We start from the raw sequence: 16656 nt of genomic DNA on the forward strand, positions 1-16656 counted from the left end.
CCCCTCACACGTCGATCTTCGACAGGCGGCGGATGAGGACGAAGCCCAGCGCGAAGAGGCCGAGCGCGACGAGGACCGCCGTCTGCCCGAAGAACGCGCCCGTCATCCGGTCCAGCGCGCCCGGCATCATCATGTCGACGAGGAGCAGCGAGCCGAGCCCGATCGCCGGGACCAGGTAGGCCGTCACCGTGACCTGGGACAGCTGGGTGCGGATCTCGCGACGCGTCTCCTTGCGCTGCTCCAGCGTCACCGTCAGGTTGCGCAGGCTGTCCACGATCGCGCCGCCGGCCCGGGCCGACAGGACGAGGGTGGAGACGAGGACGACGAGTTCGCGCGACGGCAGGCGTTCGGTGAGTTCCCCCAGGGACTCCTCGATGGAGTGGCCCACCGCGAGCCGGTCGGCGACCCGCGCGAGTTCCTCGCCCGCCGGTGCCTCCAGCTCCTCCGCCGCGATACCGATGGCGGTACGCAGGGCCAGCCCGGCCTGGGTGGCGTTGGCGAGGATGCGGGCCAGGTCGGGGAGCTGGTTGATGAAGCGTTCCGTACGCCGCGCCCGCTGCCAGGCCAGGAACGCGTCCGCCGCCCAGACGCCGATGAGGCCGGCCACCGGTCCGAAGAACGGCGCGAGGAGGGACGAGGCGATGAGCCAGACGCCCGCGATCGCGGCGAGCATGTAGACGAAGAACTCGCCGGGTGTCAGGTCCAGGCCGGTGGTCGCAAGCTTCTGCTCGATCCGGCGGCCGAACCGCGTCTTGCGCAGCCGGCGGTCGATCGTGCGGAAGCGGCGCGCCCGGCCGAGCGGCGCGGGCACGCCGCTCGCCGAGAGGCGTTCGACGAGGGCGGCGTGCTGGGCGCGCCCGGCCGCGTACGTCTGGAGGCCGACGACCGCGAGGACGCAGGCCAGCAGCGTGATGCCGAGGGTGAGGAGGATCAGTGGGTTCACAGGGCGGTCCGGGTGATGCGCGGGGTGGTGAGGGGGTCGTCGGGCAGTGCGACGCCGAAGGCCTGCGGGACGGGCTGGTTGTTCATGTAGAGGCGTTCGGCGATGCGGCGCGGCAGCGGGTAGTACTCGAAGAAGCCGTGGACGCGGCCGTCGGGCCCCATGGGCTGGGCGACGAACCGGCAGACCGTGGTGATCCGGAAGGGTTCGCGGCCGTGTGATTCGAGGATGGAGATCTCCGTGATGCGGCGGGAGCCGTCGCCGAAGCGCGTCAGCTGGACGATGACGTTGACGGCGCTGTTGATCTGGTCCTGGAGGGCCTCGAAGGGGATCTCGACCTCCGACATGGAGGCCAGGGTCTGCAGGCGGGTCAGGGCGTCGGAGGAGCTGTTGGCGTGGACAGTGGCCAGTGAGCCGTCGTGGCCGGTGGACATGGCCTGGAGCATGTCGAGGGTCTCACCGCCGCGGACCTCGCCGACGATGATGCGGTCGGGGCGCATGCGCAGGGAGTTGCGTACGAGGTCCCGGATGGTGATCTGGCCCTTGCCCTCCACGTTCGCCGGGCGGGACTCCAGACGGATCACGTGGGCCTGCTGGAGCTGGAGCTCCGCGGAGTCCTCGATGGTGATGATGCGCTCGCCCTCCGGGATCAGGCCGGAGAGGGCGTTGAGGAGGGTGGTCTTGCCCGTGCCGGTGGCGCCGGAGACGATCACGTTCATCTTCGCCTGGACCAGACCCGACAGCAGCAGGAGCATCTGCTCGTCGAGGGAGCCGAGGGCGATCATCTCGTGCAGGGTGAAGGCGCGCGGGAAGCGGCGGATGGTGAGGGTGGCGCCGGTCAGGGAGAGCGGCGGGATGATGACGTTGACGCGCTCGCCGCTGGGCAGGCGCGCGTCGACCATCGGATTGGCCTCGTCGACGCGGCGGTTGACGGTCGAGACGATGCGCTCGATGGTCTGCATGAGCTGCTCGTGCGAGGCGAAGCGGAGGGGGAGCTGCTCGACCCGGCCGGCCCGCTCGACGAAGATCTGGTCGGGGCCGTTGACCATGATCTCGGAGATGGAGGCGTCTTCGAGGAGCGGTTCGAGCACGCCGAGTCCGAGGGCCTCGTCGACGACACGGCGGATGAGCTGCGCGCGCTCGGCGGTGGACAGGACGGGTCCCTCGCGGCTGATGATGTGCCCGAGGACGCGTTCCAGGCGCGCCCGGCGCTCGGCGGGTGCGAGCGCGGACATCTCGGCGAGGTCGATCTCCTCCAGCAGCTTGGCGCGGTAGGAGGAGACCAGCCGGCCGTCCTCGCGCGGGCTGTGGCGGTCGTCGGGGGTGCTGACCCGGGAACGCAGGCTCATGGTCCGGTCTCCTCGGGTTGGTCGTTGGGCATGACGGCTGTGGCCCGGGCCGGTTCGGGGTTCAGCCCGGGGATGATCGAGTTGATGCGGATGACGGCGACGGCGGTGACGGCGTCGCCCGTGCTCCTCACGTCGATGACGGCACCGAGCCCCTCGCGGATGGCCGCGTGTCCGGCCGCCACGCCCCTGCCCCGGTGCTGGGCCTCCACGCGCGCCGCCGTACGGGCGGCCGTGTCCGCCTGTTCGTGGACGTACGCCACCCAGCCGAGCTGGATCGCGCACAGGGCGACGAACAGCAGGATCGGTATGAAGCCGATGTACTCCAGGGCCACTTGGCCCCGGTCGGAGCGGATGCGCCGCCTCATGTCAGTCCGCCTCCTTCTCCAGTGCCGCGCCGCCGGTGCCGTCGATCTCGCCGAAGTCGAGGCCGGGAAAGAAGACCGGGATGCCGAGGGTGACCCTGGCCCGCATGATGTCGCCGGACCGCTCGCAGTGCGCCTTGGGGGCCCACGCCTCCCCGATGTGTTCCTTCGCCGCGGCCTCGCAGAACTCGGGCCCGTGCACCGCCCCCGCCCGGGCCGCCTCGTCCGCCGCGTTGCCCGCCAGGGAGAAGGCGTAGCCGATCAGGACGCACTCCCACACGGCCGCCACCAGGAGCAGGATCAGCGGTACCGTGCCGACGAACTCGATCGCCACCTGGCCCCGGTCCCGACCCTGACCCTGACCCTGGCACCGACCCTGACCCCGGACCAGGCCCCGGACCCGACCCTGGCCCCGGTACCGCCCCTGGCCCCGGTCCCGACCCCACCCCCGGTTCCGGTCGCCCCGGGTCCCGCCGGCCCCTCTCCGGGCGGACTCGCGCATCCGTCAGCCCTCCCGGCCGCGGCGCAGGCGGGAGACCGTGCCCGCGGCGCGCAGGGTCAGGGCGCCGCCCGGGGGCGCGGGGGTGGCCGGAGTGTCCGGGGCGGCCAGCAGGCCGAGTTCGCCGGCCAGGGTCCACAGGGCCTGCTTCACCGTCGAGCGGTTGTCGAGGTCCTGGACGCGGCCCGCGTCCAGGACGGCCTGGAGTTCCTTGAAGGCGGCCGGGACGGGGGTGCGGGTGGCGCGGGTCTTGGTGATCTTCTCGATCAGGGCGGGCTGGATCTCGGTGTGCTTGCTCCAGCGGTTGACGACCACCGCGGTGTCCTCGGCCTTGCGGACCTGGAGCCGCTCCCACAGGCGGACCATGCGTCTGGCGGCCCGTACGGCGATCACGTCCGGGGTGGTGACCAGCACGGCGACGTCCGCCATCTCGACCACGGCGGCGTTGGCGCCGGTCACCTGGGTGCCGCAGTCGACGACGACGAGTTCGTAGCGGCTGCGCAGGGCGCCGACGATATGGCGGGCCGCCCGGTCGTCGACCTCCTCGCCGCGTTCGCCGTCGGCCGGGGCCAGCAGCAGCGCGAGGCCGGTGCGGTCCTCGTAGACGGCGTCCTGGAGGACGCGCGGCGAGATGTCCTGGATCCCGGCGAGGTCGGCGATGGACCGCCGGAACTGCACGTCGAGGTACGAGCCCACGTCGCCGGCCTGGAGGTCCATGTCGACCAGTGCGGTGCGCCGGCCCGAGGCGGCCGCGGCCAGGGCGAACTGGACGGCGGTGAAGGTCGTGCCCACGCCGCCCTTGGCCCCGGTGACCGTCACCACGCGTCCGCCCGGCCCGGTGAAGGTCTCGGCCGCGCCCCTGCCCAGGTGGCGGCGGACGCCCACGGACCACTGGGCGGCGGCCTGGACTCGGGCGGCGAGTTCCTCGTAGGACAGCGGCAGGCCGACGAGGCCGCGGGCGCCGGAGTCCATCGCGGCGGAGAAGAGCGCCGGGCCGGCGTCCGAGGAGACCAGGACGACGCCCACCGCCGGGAAGCGGAGCGCTACTTCCCGGATGAGTTCCAGTGCGGGCACCGGGCCGATTCGCTCGTGGACGAGGACCACCTCGGGCAGTTCGTCGAGGGAGTCGACGGCGAGCCGGGCGAGGGTGTCCAGCAGGGTGGTCGAGTCGGGGACGGGGGTGGCGGGCTCCGCCGACGGGAGCTGGCTGAGCAGGGTGGAGAAGATGCGGGCGGCGTCCGGGTCGCCGACCGCGGGGAGGATTCGGGTGGTCATCCGGGCCTCACTTGTCCCCGTCGAGGGTGTACGTACGGTCGCCGGCGGCGGGCGCGGAGTCGGTGCCGGGGGCGACGAGGGCCAGGCGCACGTGCTCCGCGAAGGACTCGGCGTACGCGACGCGCTGGGTGTCCTTGGTGCTGAGGGCGAAGGTGATCGGGACGGCCTCGGAGGGGCCCTTGCGGTCGCTGTCCTTCTCCAGGGCGGTGAGCCTGCCGACGTTCAGGACCCGCGCGTTGGCGACGATGATCACCGAACGGGAGGGTTCGGTGTCCTTGGCGCCCTTGAAGGTGGCGATGATGTTGACCTTGGCGCCGGAGGTGATCTTCCCGGCCACGCCGGTCGCCGCGTCGATCATGATGGCGATCTCCTGCTCACCGGGCTGCAGCTGCGGCCGGTCGACGAACATGTCCGCCTGCAGCAGCGAGCCCTTCTTCAGGGTGGTGAGCGCGATCTTGTCCTTGAGTGCACCGAGGTCGGTGACGGCGGTGGCGGACAGCCACCGCTCGGGGATCCTGACCTCCTCGAACTGGCCGGCCGCCAGGGGGCTGTACGGCGCTATGTCGGCCTTGACGCGGTAGGCGACGACCTCGGAGCCGACCTTGGAGTTGACGTCGCCGATCACCACGAGGACTCCGGCGAAGGCCCCCAGGGCGCAGAGGACCGACAGGAGCAGCAGAATGACGCCGCGGCGCTGGCGTGAGTTCATAGGCCGTACTACCTCGCCGTTCTTTCTTCATCCGTACGTTCGGTCGTCGGTCAGGGTCTGGAGCGGCCGGTACCCGTCGGCGCCGCCGCGGACGGCGGTGGGGCGGCGAGCGGGGCGGCGCAGAAGCCGCAGCGGTCGCCGATGAGTTCGAGGCCGCACCAGCGGCACTGCTCGCGGCGGACCGAGGCGACCAGTTGGTAGAGCACGGACAAGTCGGGGATGCCGGCGGCGAACTCGACGAGCTTGGGGGTGCCCCACCAGGCAGGTGAGGCGGCCGGCAGCGGGTTCTCCATGACGCCCTGCACCTGCCAGCCGGGGGCGAGTTCGGCGGCGACCCAGTCGGAGGTGAGCTGGCCGCGCGCGAACGTGAGGTGCGTGGCGAAGTCGGGGCCGGCGGGCAGGACCGCCGCCGCCGCGTCCTGCGGACCGGCCGGGGAGCCGCCCGGCGGGCCGCCCCGGCCCCCGTGGCCCCCGCCGTGCGCCCCACCGCGCCCACCGCGCCCACTGCGCGCGCCGCGCCCTGCGCCGGTGGATCCCAGCCTGGCGAGGTGCGGTGTCGGGTGGGCGAGTACGGCGAACTGCGCGCCCGGCGACCAGGACCGGGCGTGCGCTCCGAGCCCCACGGGTACGCGGACCCGGTCGAGTTTGGCGACCGAGCCGAGCAGGGCGCCCGCGTAGATGTAGTGCGACAGCAGCCGGGCCGCGGAAGCGACGACTCCGGGGCTGAAGTCGCAGACGCTGAGCTGGCGCAGCTGACGGGCCAGCAGAGCCGTTCCCAGCGGGGGCAGATCGATGTCGAGCAGCGCGATCCGGTCGGTTTCCAGGATGGCCCGGACGGTGTGCAGCCGCTGGACGGTGGCGCGCGGGAGCCAAGGCGGCACGAGGGCCACGAGGTGGCCGTGCCGCTCCAGGAGGGCACTGGTGCCGGCGAGTGCGGACTCCAGGTCGTGCTGTTCGGGCGGGTGCAGCAGTGCGGCCCCGGGCGTGTGCCGGTCAGGGGCCGGCAGTACCAGGTCGTCGCTCGTGACAGCGATGGCGGTCGGCACGCGCATTCCCCCGTTCCCCACGTTTCCCCGTACGTCCGGACTCTCGCGCGCTCGACGGGGACGCGTCGCGGCCGCGTCGCGTGCGCGCACCGGTGCGCGATCGCGGACGGCCGCCGTCCATCCCCCCTTGCCCCAGCACCATAACCGCGTCACCCCTGGCAGGTCAGGGGCTTGGTGATTCCCGTGCGTAAGGCAGCGGTCACAGGCGACGGGAAACCCGGACAACAGGGATCGCACATTGGGCCATTTCAAGCCACTTTGCGAAGACTCTTGACACGGGGATTGGTCTGGACCAACTTGGCAGCGCACGCGGTGAGTCGGCCCCGCCCCACACGGCCCGGCTCCCCTTTCCCCACGACACCTCCCCCCACGGAGCCCACGTGAACCGCATACGCTCCCTCTCCCTGCCCCTCGCCGTCACCGTCGCCGCCGGGGCCCTGACGGCCCTCGCCGCGGGCACCGCACAGGCCGCGGACATCAACGTCGCCCGCAACGGCGGCTTCGAGTCGGGCCTCGCCGACTGGTCCTGTTCCGGCGGGAGCGGCGCCGCCGTCTCCTCACCGGTGTACGCCGGAGCCGGCGCCCTGAAGGCCACACCGGCCGGATCCGACAACGCCCGCTGCAGCCAGACCGTCACGGTCAAGCCGAATTCGACGTACACGCTGAGCACGCAGGTGCAGGGCAGCTACGTCTATCTCGGCGCGACCGGGACCGGCACGCAGGACGTCTCCACCTGGACCCCCGGGTCGGGCGGCGGCTGGCAGAAACTGTCCACCACCTTCACCACCGGCCCCTCCACGACCCGGGTGACCGTCTACACCCACGGCTGGTACGGCCAGCCGGCCTACGTCGTCGACGACTTCAGCGTCTTCGGCCCGGACGGCGGCGGGGGCACCGACCCCGGCCCGGTCATCCCGGGCGCACCCGCCGGGACTGCCGTCTCCGGCCAGAGCGCGAACGGACTCACCCTTTCGTGGAACGCCGTCGGCGGAGCGGCCGGCTACCACGTCCACCAGGACGGCGTCCGCGTGCAGACCGTGACCGGGACCTCCGCCACCATCACCGGGCTGACGCCCGCCACCTCGTACTCCTTCCAGGTGAGCGCGTACAACGCGGCGGGCGAGGGGCCGAAGTCCGCACCGGTGACCGGGACCACCACCGGCGGCGGGAACCCGGGCAACCCGGCCGTCCCCAAGCACGCCCTGACCGGCTACTGGCAGAACTTCAACAACGGCGCGACGGTCCAGAAGATCTCCGACGTCTCCGCGCAGTACGACATCATCGCCGTCTCCTTCGCCGACGCCACCGCCACGCCCGGCGCCATCGCCTTCAACCTCGACTCGGCGGGCCTCGGCGGCTACACGGTCGCCGAGTTCAAGGCTGACATCGCCGCGAAGAAGGCGGCCGGCAAGTCGGTGATCCTCTCCATCGGGGGCGAGAAGGGGACCATCACGGTCAACGACTCGGCCTCCGCGACCAACCTCGCGAACTCCGCGTACGCCCTGATGCGGGAGTACGGCTTCACCGGCATCGACATCGACCTGGAGAACGGCCTCAACCCCACCTACATGACGCAGGCGCTGCGCGCCCTGTCCGCGAAGGCGGGCCCCTCGCTCGTCATCACCATGGCCCCGCAGACGATCGACATGCAGTCCACGCAGGGCGGCTACTTCAAAACGGCGCTCAACATCAAGGACATCCTCACCGTCGTCAACATGCAGTACTACAACAGCGGCTCGATGAACGGCTGCGACGGCAAGGTCTACTCCCAGGGCTCGGTGGACTTCCTCACCGCGCTGGCCTGCATCCAGCTGGAGGGCGGCCTCGACGCCTCCCAGGTGGGCATCGGCGTCCCGGCCTCCCCCAGTGGCGCGGGCAGCGGCTACGTCTCCCCGACCGTCGTGAACAACGCCCTGGACTGCCTGACCCGCGGCACGAACTGCGGATCCTTCAAGCCGTCGAAGACCTACCCCGGACTGCGCGGCGCGATGACCTGGTCCACCAACTGGGACGCCAAGGCGGGTAGCGCTTGGTCGAACTCGGTGGGTCCCAAGGTCCACGGGCTGCCGTAGGCGGTACACGTGTGGGGGTGGCCGGAACGGTTCGGCCGACACCTGAGGTTATTGACCGGGACATGCCACGAGAGGACGCTGAGCGCGTCCGCACGGCTACCCCCACACTCCCCACCCAGGAGAACGCATGCGGCTCCATACCCGTCGGAGGGCCGGCCTGACGGCGGCCCTGCTGGCGCTCGCGCTCGGCGCACCCGCCTACGGCATGAGCGCGACGGCATCACCACCGCCCAGCCCCTCCACCGCCACCCAGGACGAGGCCATCGTCCAGTACCGGATCCACGGCCCCTCCACCGTCTCCGACCGCACCGCCCTGCTCGGCACGGGCGTCTCGATCGACGAGGTGGACGACCACACGGTCGTGGTCAGCGCCGACCCCATGCAGGCCAGGAAGCTGAGGGAGCTCGGCTACCGGCTGACCGCCCTCCCCGGCCCCCCGGACCGCTCGGTTCCCGGCATCGCGGCGAGCCCGATGGACTTCCCCTCCGCGGACTCCAGGTACCACAACTACGCCGAGGCGACGGCCGAGATCAACCAGCTCGTCGCGCAGTACCCGGCGATCGCCTCCAAGCGGGTGATCGGCACCTCGTACCAGGGCCGGGACCTCCTCGCCATCAAGATCAGCGACAACGTCGGCACGGACGAGTCCGAGCCCGAAGTGCTCTTCACCGCGCACCAGCACGCCCGCGAGCACCTGACCGTCGAGATGGCGCTGTACCTGCTCAAGGAGTTCACCTCCAAGTACGGCACCGAATCCCGGGTGACCAACGCGGTCAACGGCCGCGAGATCTGGATCGTCCCGGACCTCAACCCGGACGGCGGCGAGTACGACATCGCCACCGGCTCCTACCGTTCCTGGCGCAAGAACCGGCAGCCGAACTCCGGATCCTCCTACGTCGGGACCGACGAGAACCGGAACTGGAACTACAAGTGGGGCTGCTGCGGCGGCTCCAGCGGCAGCAGGAGCTCCGAGACCTACCGGGGTCCGGCCGCCGAGTCGGCGCCCGAGGTCAAGGCCGTCTCGGACTTCGTACGCAGCCGGGTGGTCGGCGGCAAGCAGCAGATCAAGGCCGCCATCGACTTCCACACCTACAGCGAACTCGTGCTGTGGCCCTTCGGCTACACCTACAGCGACACCGCCCCGGGCCTGACCGCCGACGACCTCGCCGTCTTCAAGAAGATCGGCACGAGCATGGCGGCCAGCAACGGCTACACGCCGGAGCAGTCGAGCGACCTGTACATCACGGACGGGACGATCGACGACTGGCTGTGGGGCAGCCAGAAGATCTTCGGCTACACCTTCGAGATGTACCCGAGGAGCGGCGGCGGCGGCTTCTACCCGCCGGACGAGGTGATCGACCGCGAGACCGCCCGCAACAAGGACGCGGTGCTCCAGCTGCTGGAAAACGCGGACTGCATGTACCGCTCGATCGGCAAGGAGGCCCAGTACTGCTCGTAGCGGGCCGGGCGGGCACCTGAACCTGGGGCGCCCCGCCGCCAGGGGGGCGTCCCCTTCCCCTGCGGCGGGGCGTCCTGCGCGTCGTGACACCTGGCCCGTCAGGGCGTCAGCCAGGACGGCCACGGCGTCACGGCGTCAGCCCAGGACGGCCACGGCGCCACAGCGTCACGGCGCTACGGCGCTACGGCGCTACGGCGCTACGGCGTCAGCCCAGGACGGCCAGGGCGTCGATCTCGACGAGCAGCCCGTCCGGCAGGCCCACGTACACCGTGGTGCGGGCGGCCGGGGCCTCCTTCAGGCCCTGCTCCTCGAAGTAGGCGTTGTAGATGCCGTTCATCTCGGCGAAGTGCGCCGTGTCCGTGAGGTAGACGCGGATCATCATGACGTCGTCCCAGCCCGCGCCGCCGGCCTCCAGGACCGAGCGGACGTTCTCCAGCGTCTGGAGGGTCTGCTCGCGCAGCGTCGGCCCCGCCGGGGTCGGCGGCCGGCCGTCGACGTGCGGGAGGAAGCCGACCTGGCCGGCGACCTGGAGGATGTTCCCCTTGCGCACGCCGTGCGAGAACCGCGCGGGCGGGACGGTGTGCGTGGCGGGGGTGATGGCGGTCTTCTCGGTCACGCTGTCTCCTGTACTCCTGAATAGTCCCGGCTGATGGCACCGGCGGTACGCAGCACCTGCGGCAGCAGCTCGAACAGCCCCTCGGCGGTGACGACCACACCCGGCGCGGAGACGGACAGCGCGGCGACCACCCGCCCTTCGGGACCGCGCACGGGCGCGCCCAGGCAGTTGATCGACTCCTCGTGGCCGCCGAGGTCGGTGGCCCAGCCCTGCTCGCGCACGAGGTCCAGTTCGCGCAGGAAGGCCTCGGCGTCCGGGGTGGAACGGGCGGTGTGGCGGGGGTAGTCGATGCGGTGGGCGAGGGCCCGGCGTTCTGCCTCGGGGAGGTCGGCGAGCAGCAGTTTGGCGACGGCGGCGACGGTGAGGGGCACGGGCCTGCCGATGCGGGAGTACATCCGCACCGGGTTGCGACTGTCGACCTTGTCGACGTACACCACCTCGTCGTCCTGGTGCAGGGCGAGGTGGACGGTGTGCCCGGTGGCCTGGTTCAGCTCCACCAGATGAGGGCGGGCGACCTCGCGGACGTCGAGGTTCTCGATGGCCTCGGCGGCGAGCGCGAAGAGCCGTGCGCCCAGGCGGTAGCGGCCGTCGGGGCAGCGGTAGACGAACCCGCGCTCGTTCAGGGTGCGCAGGAGGCGCAGCGCGGTGCTCTTGTGGACGCCGAGCTCGTCGGCGACCGCCCCGAGGCCGGCGGGCCCCCGCGCGAGCAACGGCAGGATGCCAAGTGCCCTTTCGACCGACTGGCTCATCCGCCGTCCTTCCGTGGCCGCCGGGGCGGAGCACCGCAGCGACGCCGAACCGGATCACGTTGACCCGTCGTCACCGGGGATGTTAGACAGCACGCAGTGGCACACGCAACGACCGTTGCAGCCGACGCAACACACCCGGGAGGTATCCGCATGGCCAGCGCCAGCGACCCCGTCAAGGACCTCGCCGACGAGCCGGTGGACCACCGGTTCAAGGGTCTCCCCCTGGACGCCCAGGCCGGCGGCCTCACCGTCGGGCAGCTCGCGGCCCAGCGCCGGGACCTGTACACCGGCGGGTTCAGCACCCCCGTCCTGACCCTCGACGCGGGCGCGCTGGAGCACAACCTCGCCGCCCTCGGTACCTACGCCGCCCGCCACGACCTCGCCTTCGCCCCGCACGGCAAGACCTGCATGGCCCCGCAGCTCTTCCGTCGCCAGCTGGACCACGGCGCGTGGGGCATCACCGTCGCCATGCCCCACCAGGCCCGCGTCTGCCGCGCCTTCGGCATCCGGACGATCTTCCTGGCCAACGAGCTGGTCGACGCTCCCGCCCTGCGCTGGGTCGCCGACGAGCTCGCCGCCGACCCCGGCTTCCGGTTCGTCTGCTACGTCGACTCCGTCCGCGGGGTCGAGCTGATGGACGCCGCCCTGCGTGGCCACGACGCCGTCCTCGACGTCGTCCTCGAACTCGGCGCCGGCGCCGAGGGGCGCACGGGCATCCGTACCGACGCCGAATGCCGGGCCGTCGCCGAAGCCGTCGCCGCGTCCCCCGCCCTGCGCCTGGCGGGTGTGGCCGGCTATGAGGCCACCATGCCCGGCGCCGACGCCGACACCGTCCGCGCATGGCTGCGCCGCCTCACCGCGCTCGCCGCCGAACTCGACGAGCGGGGCCACTTCACCGGCACCGGCCTGGACGAGGTCATCGTCAGCGCCGGCGGCAGCGAATGGTTCGACGCCGTCGCCGAGGTCTTCGCCGGGATCCCGCAGCTGTCGCTGCCCGTCCTGCCGCTGCTGCGCTCCGGCGCGTACGTCTCCCACGACCACGGGTGGTACTCGGGCCTGACCCCCTTCAACCGCCTCCCCGAGGAGGGCGGCCTGCTGCCCGCCTTCCGGCTGTGGACCCAGGTGGTCTCCCGCCCCACGCCCGGCCAGGCCTTCGTCAACGCCGGCAAGCGCGACATCGCCTACGACCTCGGCCTGCCCGAGGTGCTCGCCGTGCGCAGCGCCCGCGACGGCGTCGAGCGCACCGCGGCCGGCATCCGGGTGACCAAGCTGTCCGACCAGCACGCCTGGATCGAGACGGACGACGACGCCACCGCGCTGGAGGTCGGCGACTGGGTCTCCCTCGGCATGGCCCACCCCTGCACCATCTTCGAGAAGTGGCCGCTGATCCCGGTCGTGGAGGACGACGGCACCGTCACCGACTACGTCCGCACCTTCTTCTAGACCCGGCCGTGGACCTGGTCCTCCGGGGCGCCCGTGTCGTCGACGGCACGGGCGGCCCCTCGTACACCGCCGACGTCGGCGTCCACGAGGGCCGGATCGCCGCCGTCGGCAGGCTGTCCGGGGGACGCGAGACCGTCGACGCGCACGGTCTCGCCCTGGCCCCCGGCTTCGTGGACATGCACGCCCACAGCGACCTGGCCCTGCTGCGCGACCCGGACCACAGCGCGAAGGCCGCGCAGGGCGTGACCCTGGAGGTCCTCGGCCAGGACGGCCTGTCGTACGCGCCCGTCGACGACCGGACCCTGGAGACGGTACGCGCCGCGATCGCCGGCTGGAACGGCCCCGGCGACGACGTCGACTTCGACTGGCGCACGGTCGGCGAGTACCTCGACCGGCTCGACCGCGGCTTCGGCGGCGAGGGCGTGGCCGTCAACGCCGCCTACCTCGTCCCCCAGGGCACCGTGCGCGCCCACGTCGTCGGCTGGGACGACCGCCGGGCGAGCGCGGCCGAGCTGGACCGGATGCGGCGGCTCGTCGCCGACGGCCTCGCCCAGGGCGCCGTCGGCATGTCCTCCGGGCTCACCTACACGCCGGGCATGTACGCCTCCGGGGCCGAACTGACCGAACTGTGCCGGGTGGTGGCCGACTACGGCGGCTACTACTGCCCCCACCACCGCAGTTACGGCCGGGGCGCCCTCGCCGCCTACGCCGAGATGGTGGACCTGACCCGGCGGGCCGGCTGCGCCCTGCACCTGGCGCACGCCACCATGAACTTCGGCGAGAACGAGGGCCGCGCCCCCGAACTGCTCGCCCTCCTCGACGCGGCCCTGGACGGGGGCGCCGACATCACCCTGGACAGCTACCCGTACACCCCCGGCTGCACCACCCTCGTCGCGCTGCTGCCCGGCTGGGCGAACGAGGGCGGTCCGGAGGCGGTCCTCGCCCGGCTGCGCGACGACGACCAGGCCCGGCGGATCCGCCACGTCCTGGAACAGGAGGGGGCCGACGGCTGCCACGGCGTCCCCGTCGACTGGTCGACGATCGAGATCTCGGGGGTCGCCGATCCCGCGTACGCCGCCCGCGTCGGCACCCGCCTGGACGGCTGGGACACCGCCCGCCGGCTCCTGATCGGTGACCGGCTCGCACCGACGGTCCTGCAGCACGTCGGCCACGAGGACAACGTCCGGGCGATCATGCGCCACCGCGCCCACACCGGCGGCTCCGACGGCATCCTGCAGGGCGCGAAACCCCACCCTCGGGCCTACGGCACCTTCCCGCACTACCTCGGCCACTACGTCCGCGAACTCGGCCTGCTCTCCCTGGAGGAGTGCGTCGCCCACCTGTCCGGCCGGCCCGCGGCGCGGCTGCGGCTGCCCGACCGGGGCCTGGTCCGCGTGGGGCACCGCGCCGACCTCGTCCTCTTCGATCCGGACACGGTCGCGGCCGGCTCCACGTACGAGCGGCCCCGCACCCTGCCCGCCGGGATCCCGCACGTCCTGATCGACGGACGGTTCGTCATGCGCGACGGGCGCCGGACCCAGGTGCTGGCCGGGCGGTCGGTACGCCGAACCGGGCGCGGTCCGCGGTGAATCCGGCACCTACGATGGCGCCATGGTCGCCTTCGCCCTCGCCGCCCTGCTCTTCCTCGCGTTCTGCATAAGCGTCCGGCGGGACCGGCGCCGCTTCAGCAATGCCGTGCTCCTGGGACTGACCTTCCTCACCGCCTTCTCGGCCCTCTTCCTCCAGGTGGCCAAGCTGCCCGTCTGGGCCGCGGTCACGGTCGCCGTACTCGCCTTCGCCTCGCCCGCGTTGGGCATCGTGGCGCTGGGCGTGTTCCTCGTCCGCAACGGCATGACCATGATCCGTAAGGAGGGCTTCCGTCCGGCCAACCTGCTGTCGATGTTGGCGGGCCTCGCGATCTTCGCCCTGATCGCCCTGCTCGTCCTGGTCGCCGTGGTCGGCTCCCCGGTCCTGGGCGGCATCGCCGGCACCCTCACCGTCGTCGCCGGCTACGTCTCCTTCGTCTTCTTCTGCTTCCTCGGCTACGCCTTCCTCTACGGCCGGATCAAGGTGCGCGGCGACATCGACCACGTGGTGATGCTGGGCTCGGGTCTGATCGGCGGGGACCGCGTGCCGCCGCTGCTGGCGTCGCGCCTGCGCAAGGGCCGGCAGATCTACGAGCGCCAGCTGGCCCGCGGCGGCCGGCCGCCGGTGCTGCTCGTCTCGGGCGGCAAGGGCTCGGACGAGAAGGTCGCGGAGGCCCGGGCCATGGCGGACTGGCTGATAGCGGAGGGCGTTCCGGCGGAGCACATCGTGCTGGAGGACCGGTCCACGACGACCGAGGAGAACATGCGCTTCAGCCGGGAGATCATGGAGGCGCACGATCCGGCCTACCGGTGCGTGGTGGTCACCAACAACTTCCACGCCTTCCGGGCCGCGATGCTGGCGCGCAAGACCGGCGTCAACGGGCAGGTGCTGGGCTCCCCCACCGCGAAGTACTACTGGCCGAGCGCCACCATCCGGGAGTTCGTCGCGGTCTTCTGGGAGCACCGGACGGTGAACCTCGTGATCTGCGGCCTGCTGGCCGTCTTCGGTGCGCTCGGCACGCTGGCCGCCGTCCTCGTCTGAGACCACGCCCGGGGGCGAGGGGGAGACGGGGAAGGTGCCGTGACTCCCCCCTTGGCAGTCACGGCACCTCTTCCCGGCTTCGCGTTCCCGGCTTCGCGCGGCCGGTCAGACCCGCTGCCAGAGCGCGGGGACGTTCGGCGGCTCCCAGCCGGTCTGCGCCTGGTGCCCCTGGATGCAGCGGTAGGTCGAGCCGCCGTAGGTGACGGTCGCACCGGCCGCGTAGACGGCTCCGGCCTTCCAGGTGCCGCCCGGCTCGGGCTCACCGGGACCGGGGCCCGGGTCGGATCCCGTGACCTTCAGGGTCAGCCCGTACGCCGACAGGATCGGGTTCAGCGGCTGGAAGAAGGTGGTCCCGCCGCGGGAGCAGTTGCCGGAGCCGCCCGAGGTCACGCCCTGGGCCTGGCTCCCGGAGATGTAGGAGCCGCCGGAGTCGCCCGGTTCGGCGCAGACGGTCGTACGGGTCACGCCGGAGATGGTGCCCTCGGGGTAGGTGACGCTGGTGTTGTGCTGCTGGATCGTGCCGCAGTGCCATCCGGTGGTCGAGCCGGACCGGCACACCGAGGCCCCGACCGGCTGCAGCACCGAGCCGGCGACCTGCACGTTCGCGCCGCCGCTGCCCTTCACGTAAGGGGTCGAGGTCCAGCTGCTGTTCGCGGCGACCCAGGCCATGTCGTTCCCGGGGAAGACGGATGCCTGGAAGGAGCCCTGGGCGACCTGGTTGAACCCGGTGGTGGTGGTCCCGGCGCGCCCGCAGTGCCCGGCGGTGGCGAAGCCGTTCACGGTCCCCTTGGTCACGGGGAAGCCGACGGAGCAGCGGCCGCTGCCGTTCATGTAGTACGCGTCGCCGCCGCGCAGGTCGTAGAGGGGGCGCGGGGCCTCGGCCGTGCGGACCACCGTCACCAGCGCCGCGTCGGTACCGGTCGCGGAGAGCAGCCGGGCGGCCGCACCCGCCTCGGTCTCCTCGACGACGAGGGTGTTGGAACGCGGGTCGACGTAGCGGACGGGGGTCGCGGGGCCCGCGGCCCGGTCCAGCGCGGCCTTGGCGCCGTCGAGGTCGGCCAGGGTACGGGTGACCAGCTTCGCGCGGGCGCCGGTGGCCCGTATCGCGGCGGTGTCGGCGGCCCGGGTGGTCGCCACGGTGAGCACGGCGGCGTCGGCCCCGTCCACCCAGGCCCCGGCGAAGGCGGCGCCGAGCCGGTCCCGGAGGCGGGCGGCGGTGGCGCCGGCCTCGGCCTCGTGCGCGAGACGGGCCTTGGCCTGCGTGGGGGTCAGGCCGAGGTCGCGCTGCATGGCGGCGAGCAGCTCGGGGGACGCGTCGGAGGTGCGGAGGGAGGTTGCCGCCGAGGGCACGACGGGGGCGGGGTCGGCGACGGCGCCGCCCGTCCCGGCCAGCAGCAGCCCGGCGGCGGCCAGGGCGGTACACGCCGCGCGGGCGTGACGCTTGAGCATGGGGGATCTCCTCGGTTTCCGGTGGGGGTCTGCGGAAACCGTAGAAATCCGAACCAGCGC

Annotated in this window: 15 protein-coding genes; 5 read left to right on the plus strand and 10 right to left on the minus strand. The window is 72.3% G+C overall.

Annotation, left to right across the window (positions count from 1 at the left end; genetic code table 11):
• Window positions 1-4: 4 nt before the first annotated feature.
• From ACIPXC_RS07315 to ACIPXC_RS07345, 7 genes are all read right to left on the minus strand, one after another.
• Window positions 5-943: a type II secretion system F family protein gene (locus ACIPXC_RS07315; RefSeq protein ID WP_401614415.1), complete on the minus strand. Its 939-nt coding sequence runs from the start codon at window positions 941-943 to the stop codon at window positions 5-7.
• Window positions 940-2289: a CpaF family protein gene (locus tag ACIPXC_RS07320; RefSeq protein WP_401614417.1), complete on the minus strand. Its 1350-nt coding sequence runs from the start codon at window positions 2287-2289 to the stop codon at window positions 940-942. Before ACIPXC_RS07320 ends, ACIPXC_RS07315 begins: the two co-directional genes overlap by 4 nt.
• Complete coding sequence (locus ACIPXC_RS07325) at window positions 2286-2654, minus strand: TadE/TadG family type IV pilus assembly protein (RefSeq protein ID WP_401614419.1); 369 nt, start codon at window positions 2652-2654, stop codon at window positions 2286-2288. Before ACIPXC_RS07325 ends, ACIPXC_RS07320 begins: the two co-directional genes overlap by 4 nt.
• Window position 2655: 1 nt before the next feature.
• Window positions 2656-2985, minus strand: a complete 330-nt coding sequence (locus ACIPXC_RS07330) for a TadE/TadG family type IV pilus assembly protein (protein WP_401614421.1) — start codon at window positions 2983-2985, stop codon at window positions 2656-2658.
• 171 nt (window positions 2986-3156) lie between these two features.
• Window positions 3157-4425, minus strand: coding sequence for a CpaE family protein (locus ACIPXC_RS07335; protein WP_401614423.1), 1269 nt, complete (start codon window positions 4423-4425; stop codon window positions 3157-3159).
• Window positions 4426-4432: 7 nt separating this feature from the next.
• Complete coding sequence (gene cpaB / locus ACIPXC_RS07340) at window positions 4433-5134, minus strand: Flp pilus assembly protein CpaB (RefSeq protein WP_401614425.1); 702 nt, start codon at window positions 5132-5134, stop codon at window positions 4433-4435.
• A gap of 50 nt (window positions 5135-5184) precedes the next feature.
• Window positions 5185-6186 (minus strand): hypothetical protein, encoded by a 1002-nt coding sequence (locus ACIPXC_RS07345; RefSeq protein WP_401614427.1) that lies wholly within the window; start codon window positions 6184-6186, stop codon window positions 5185-5187.
• Window positions 6187-6560: 374 nt separating this feature from the next.
• Between ACIPXC_RS07345 and ACIPXC_RS07350 the strand changes: the two genes are divergently transcribed.
• Both ACIPXC_RS07350 and ACIPXC_RS07355 read left to right on the plus strand, forming a co-directional pair.
• Window positions 6561-8252, plus strand: coding sequence for a chitinase (locus ACIPXC_RS07350; RefSeq protein WP_401614429.1), 1692 nt, complete (start codon window positions 6561-6563; stop codon window positions 8250-8252).
• Between the two features lie 127 nt (window positions 8253-8379).
• Window positions 8380-9711: a M14 family metallopeptidase gene (locus ACIPXC_RS07355; RefSeq protein ID WP_401614431.1), complete on the plus strand. Its 1332-nt coding sequence runs from the start codon at window positions 8380-8382 to the stop codon at window positions 9709-9711.
• A gap of 205 nt (window positions 9712-9916) precedes the next feature.
• Here ACIPXC_RS07355 and ACIPXC_RS07360 read toward each other — a convergent pair whose 3' ends face one another.
• Window positions 9917-10327, minus strand: coding sequence for a RidA family protein (locus tag ACIPXC_RS07360; RefSeq protein WP_401614433.1), 411 nt, complete (start codon window positions 10325-10327; stop codon window positions 9917-9919).
• On the minus strand, window positions 10324-11076 hold the full coding sequence (locus ACIPXC_RS07365) for an IclR family transcriptional regulator (RefSeq protein WP_401614435.1): 753 nt from the start codon (window positions 11074-11076) through the stop codon (window positions 10324-10326). The genes ACIPXC_RS07360 and ACIPXC_RS07365 overlap by 4 nt, the downstream gene beginning before the upstream one ends.
• 150 nt (window positions 11077-11226) lie before the next feature.
• Here ACIPXC_RS07365 and ACIPXC_RS07370 point away from each other — a divergent pair, with 150 nt between their 5' ends.
• Genes ACIPXC_RS07370 through ACIPXC_RS07380 form a run of 3 tightly spaced genes read left to right on the plus strand, consistent with a single transcriptional unit; the run spans window position 11227 to window position 15147 of the window.
• On the plus strand, window positions 11227-12519 hold the full coding sequence (locus ACIPXC_RS07370) for an amino acid deaminase (protein ID WP_401614437.1): 1293 nt from the start codon (window positions 11227-11229) through the stop codon (window positions 12517-12519).
• An 8-nt stretch (window positions 12520-12527) separates the two neighbouring features.
• Window positions 12528-14108 carry an amidohydrolase family protein gene (locus ACIPXC_RS07375; protein ID WP_401614439.1) on the plus strand — a complete coding sequence of 527 codons (1581 nt, stop codon included), beginning with the start codon at window positions 12528-12530 and terminating at the stop codon, window positions 14106-14108.
• Window positions 14109-14130: 22 nt separating this feature from the next.
• Entirely contained in the window at window positions 14131-15147 is a 1017-nt protein-coding gene (locus ACIPXC_RS07380) for a YdcF family protein (RefSeq protein ID WP_401614441.1), read from the plus strand.
• 105 nt (window positions 15148-15252) lie between these two features.
• On the opposite strand, the gene ACIPXC_RS07385 is transcribed toward ACIPXC_RS07380, so the two are convergent.
• Window positions 15253-16596: a carbohydrate-binding protein gene (locus ACIPXC_RS07385; RefSeq protein ID WP_401614443.1), complete on the minus strand. Its 1344-nt coding sequence runs from the start codon at window positions 16594-16596 to the stop codon at window positions 15253-15255.
• Window positions 16597-16656: the final 60 nt, after the last annotated feature.

Source organism: Streptomyces sp. NPDC090021 (genome assembly GCF_044748225.1).
GTDB lineage: Bacteria > Actinomycetota > Actinomycetes > Streptomycetales > Streptomycetaceae > Streptomyces.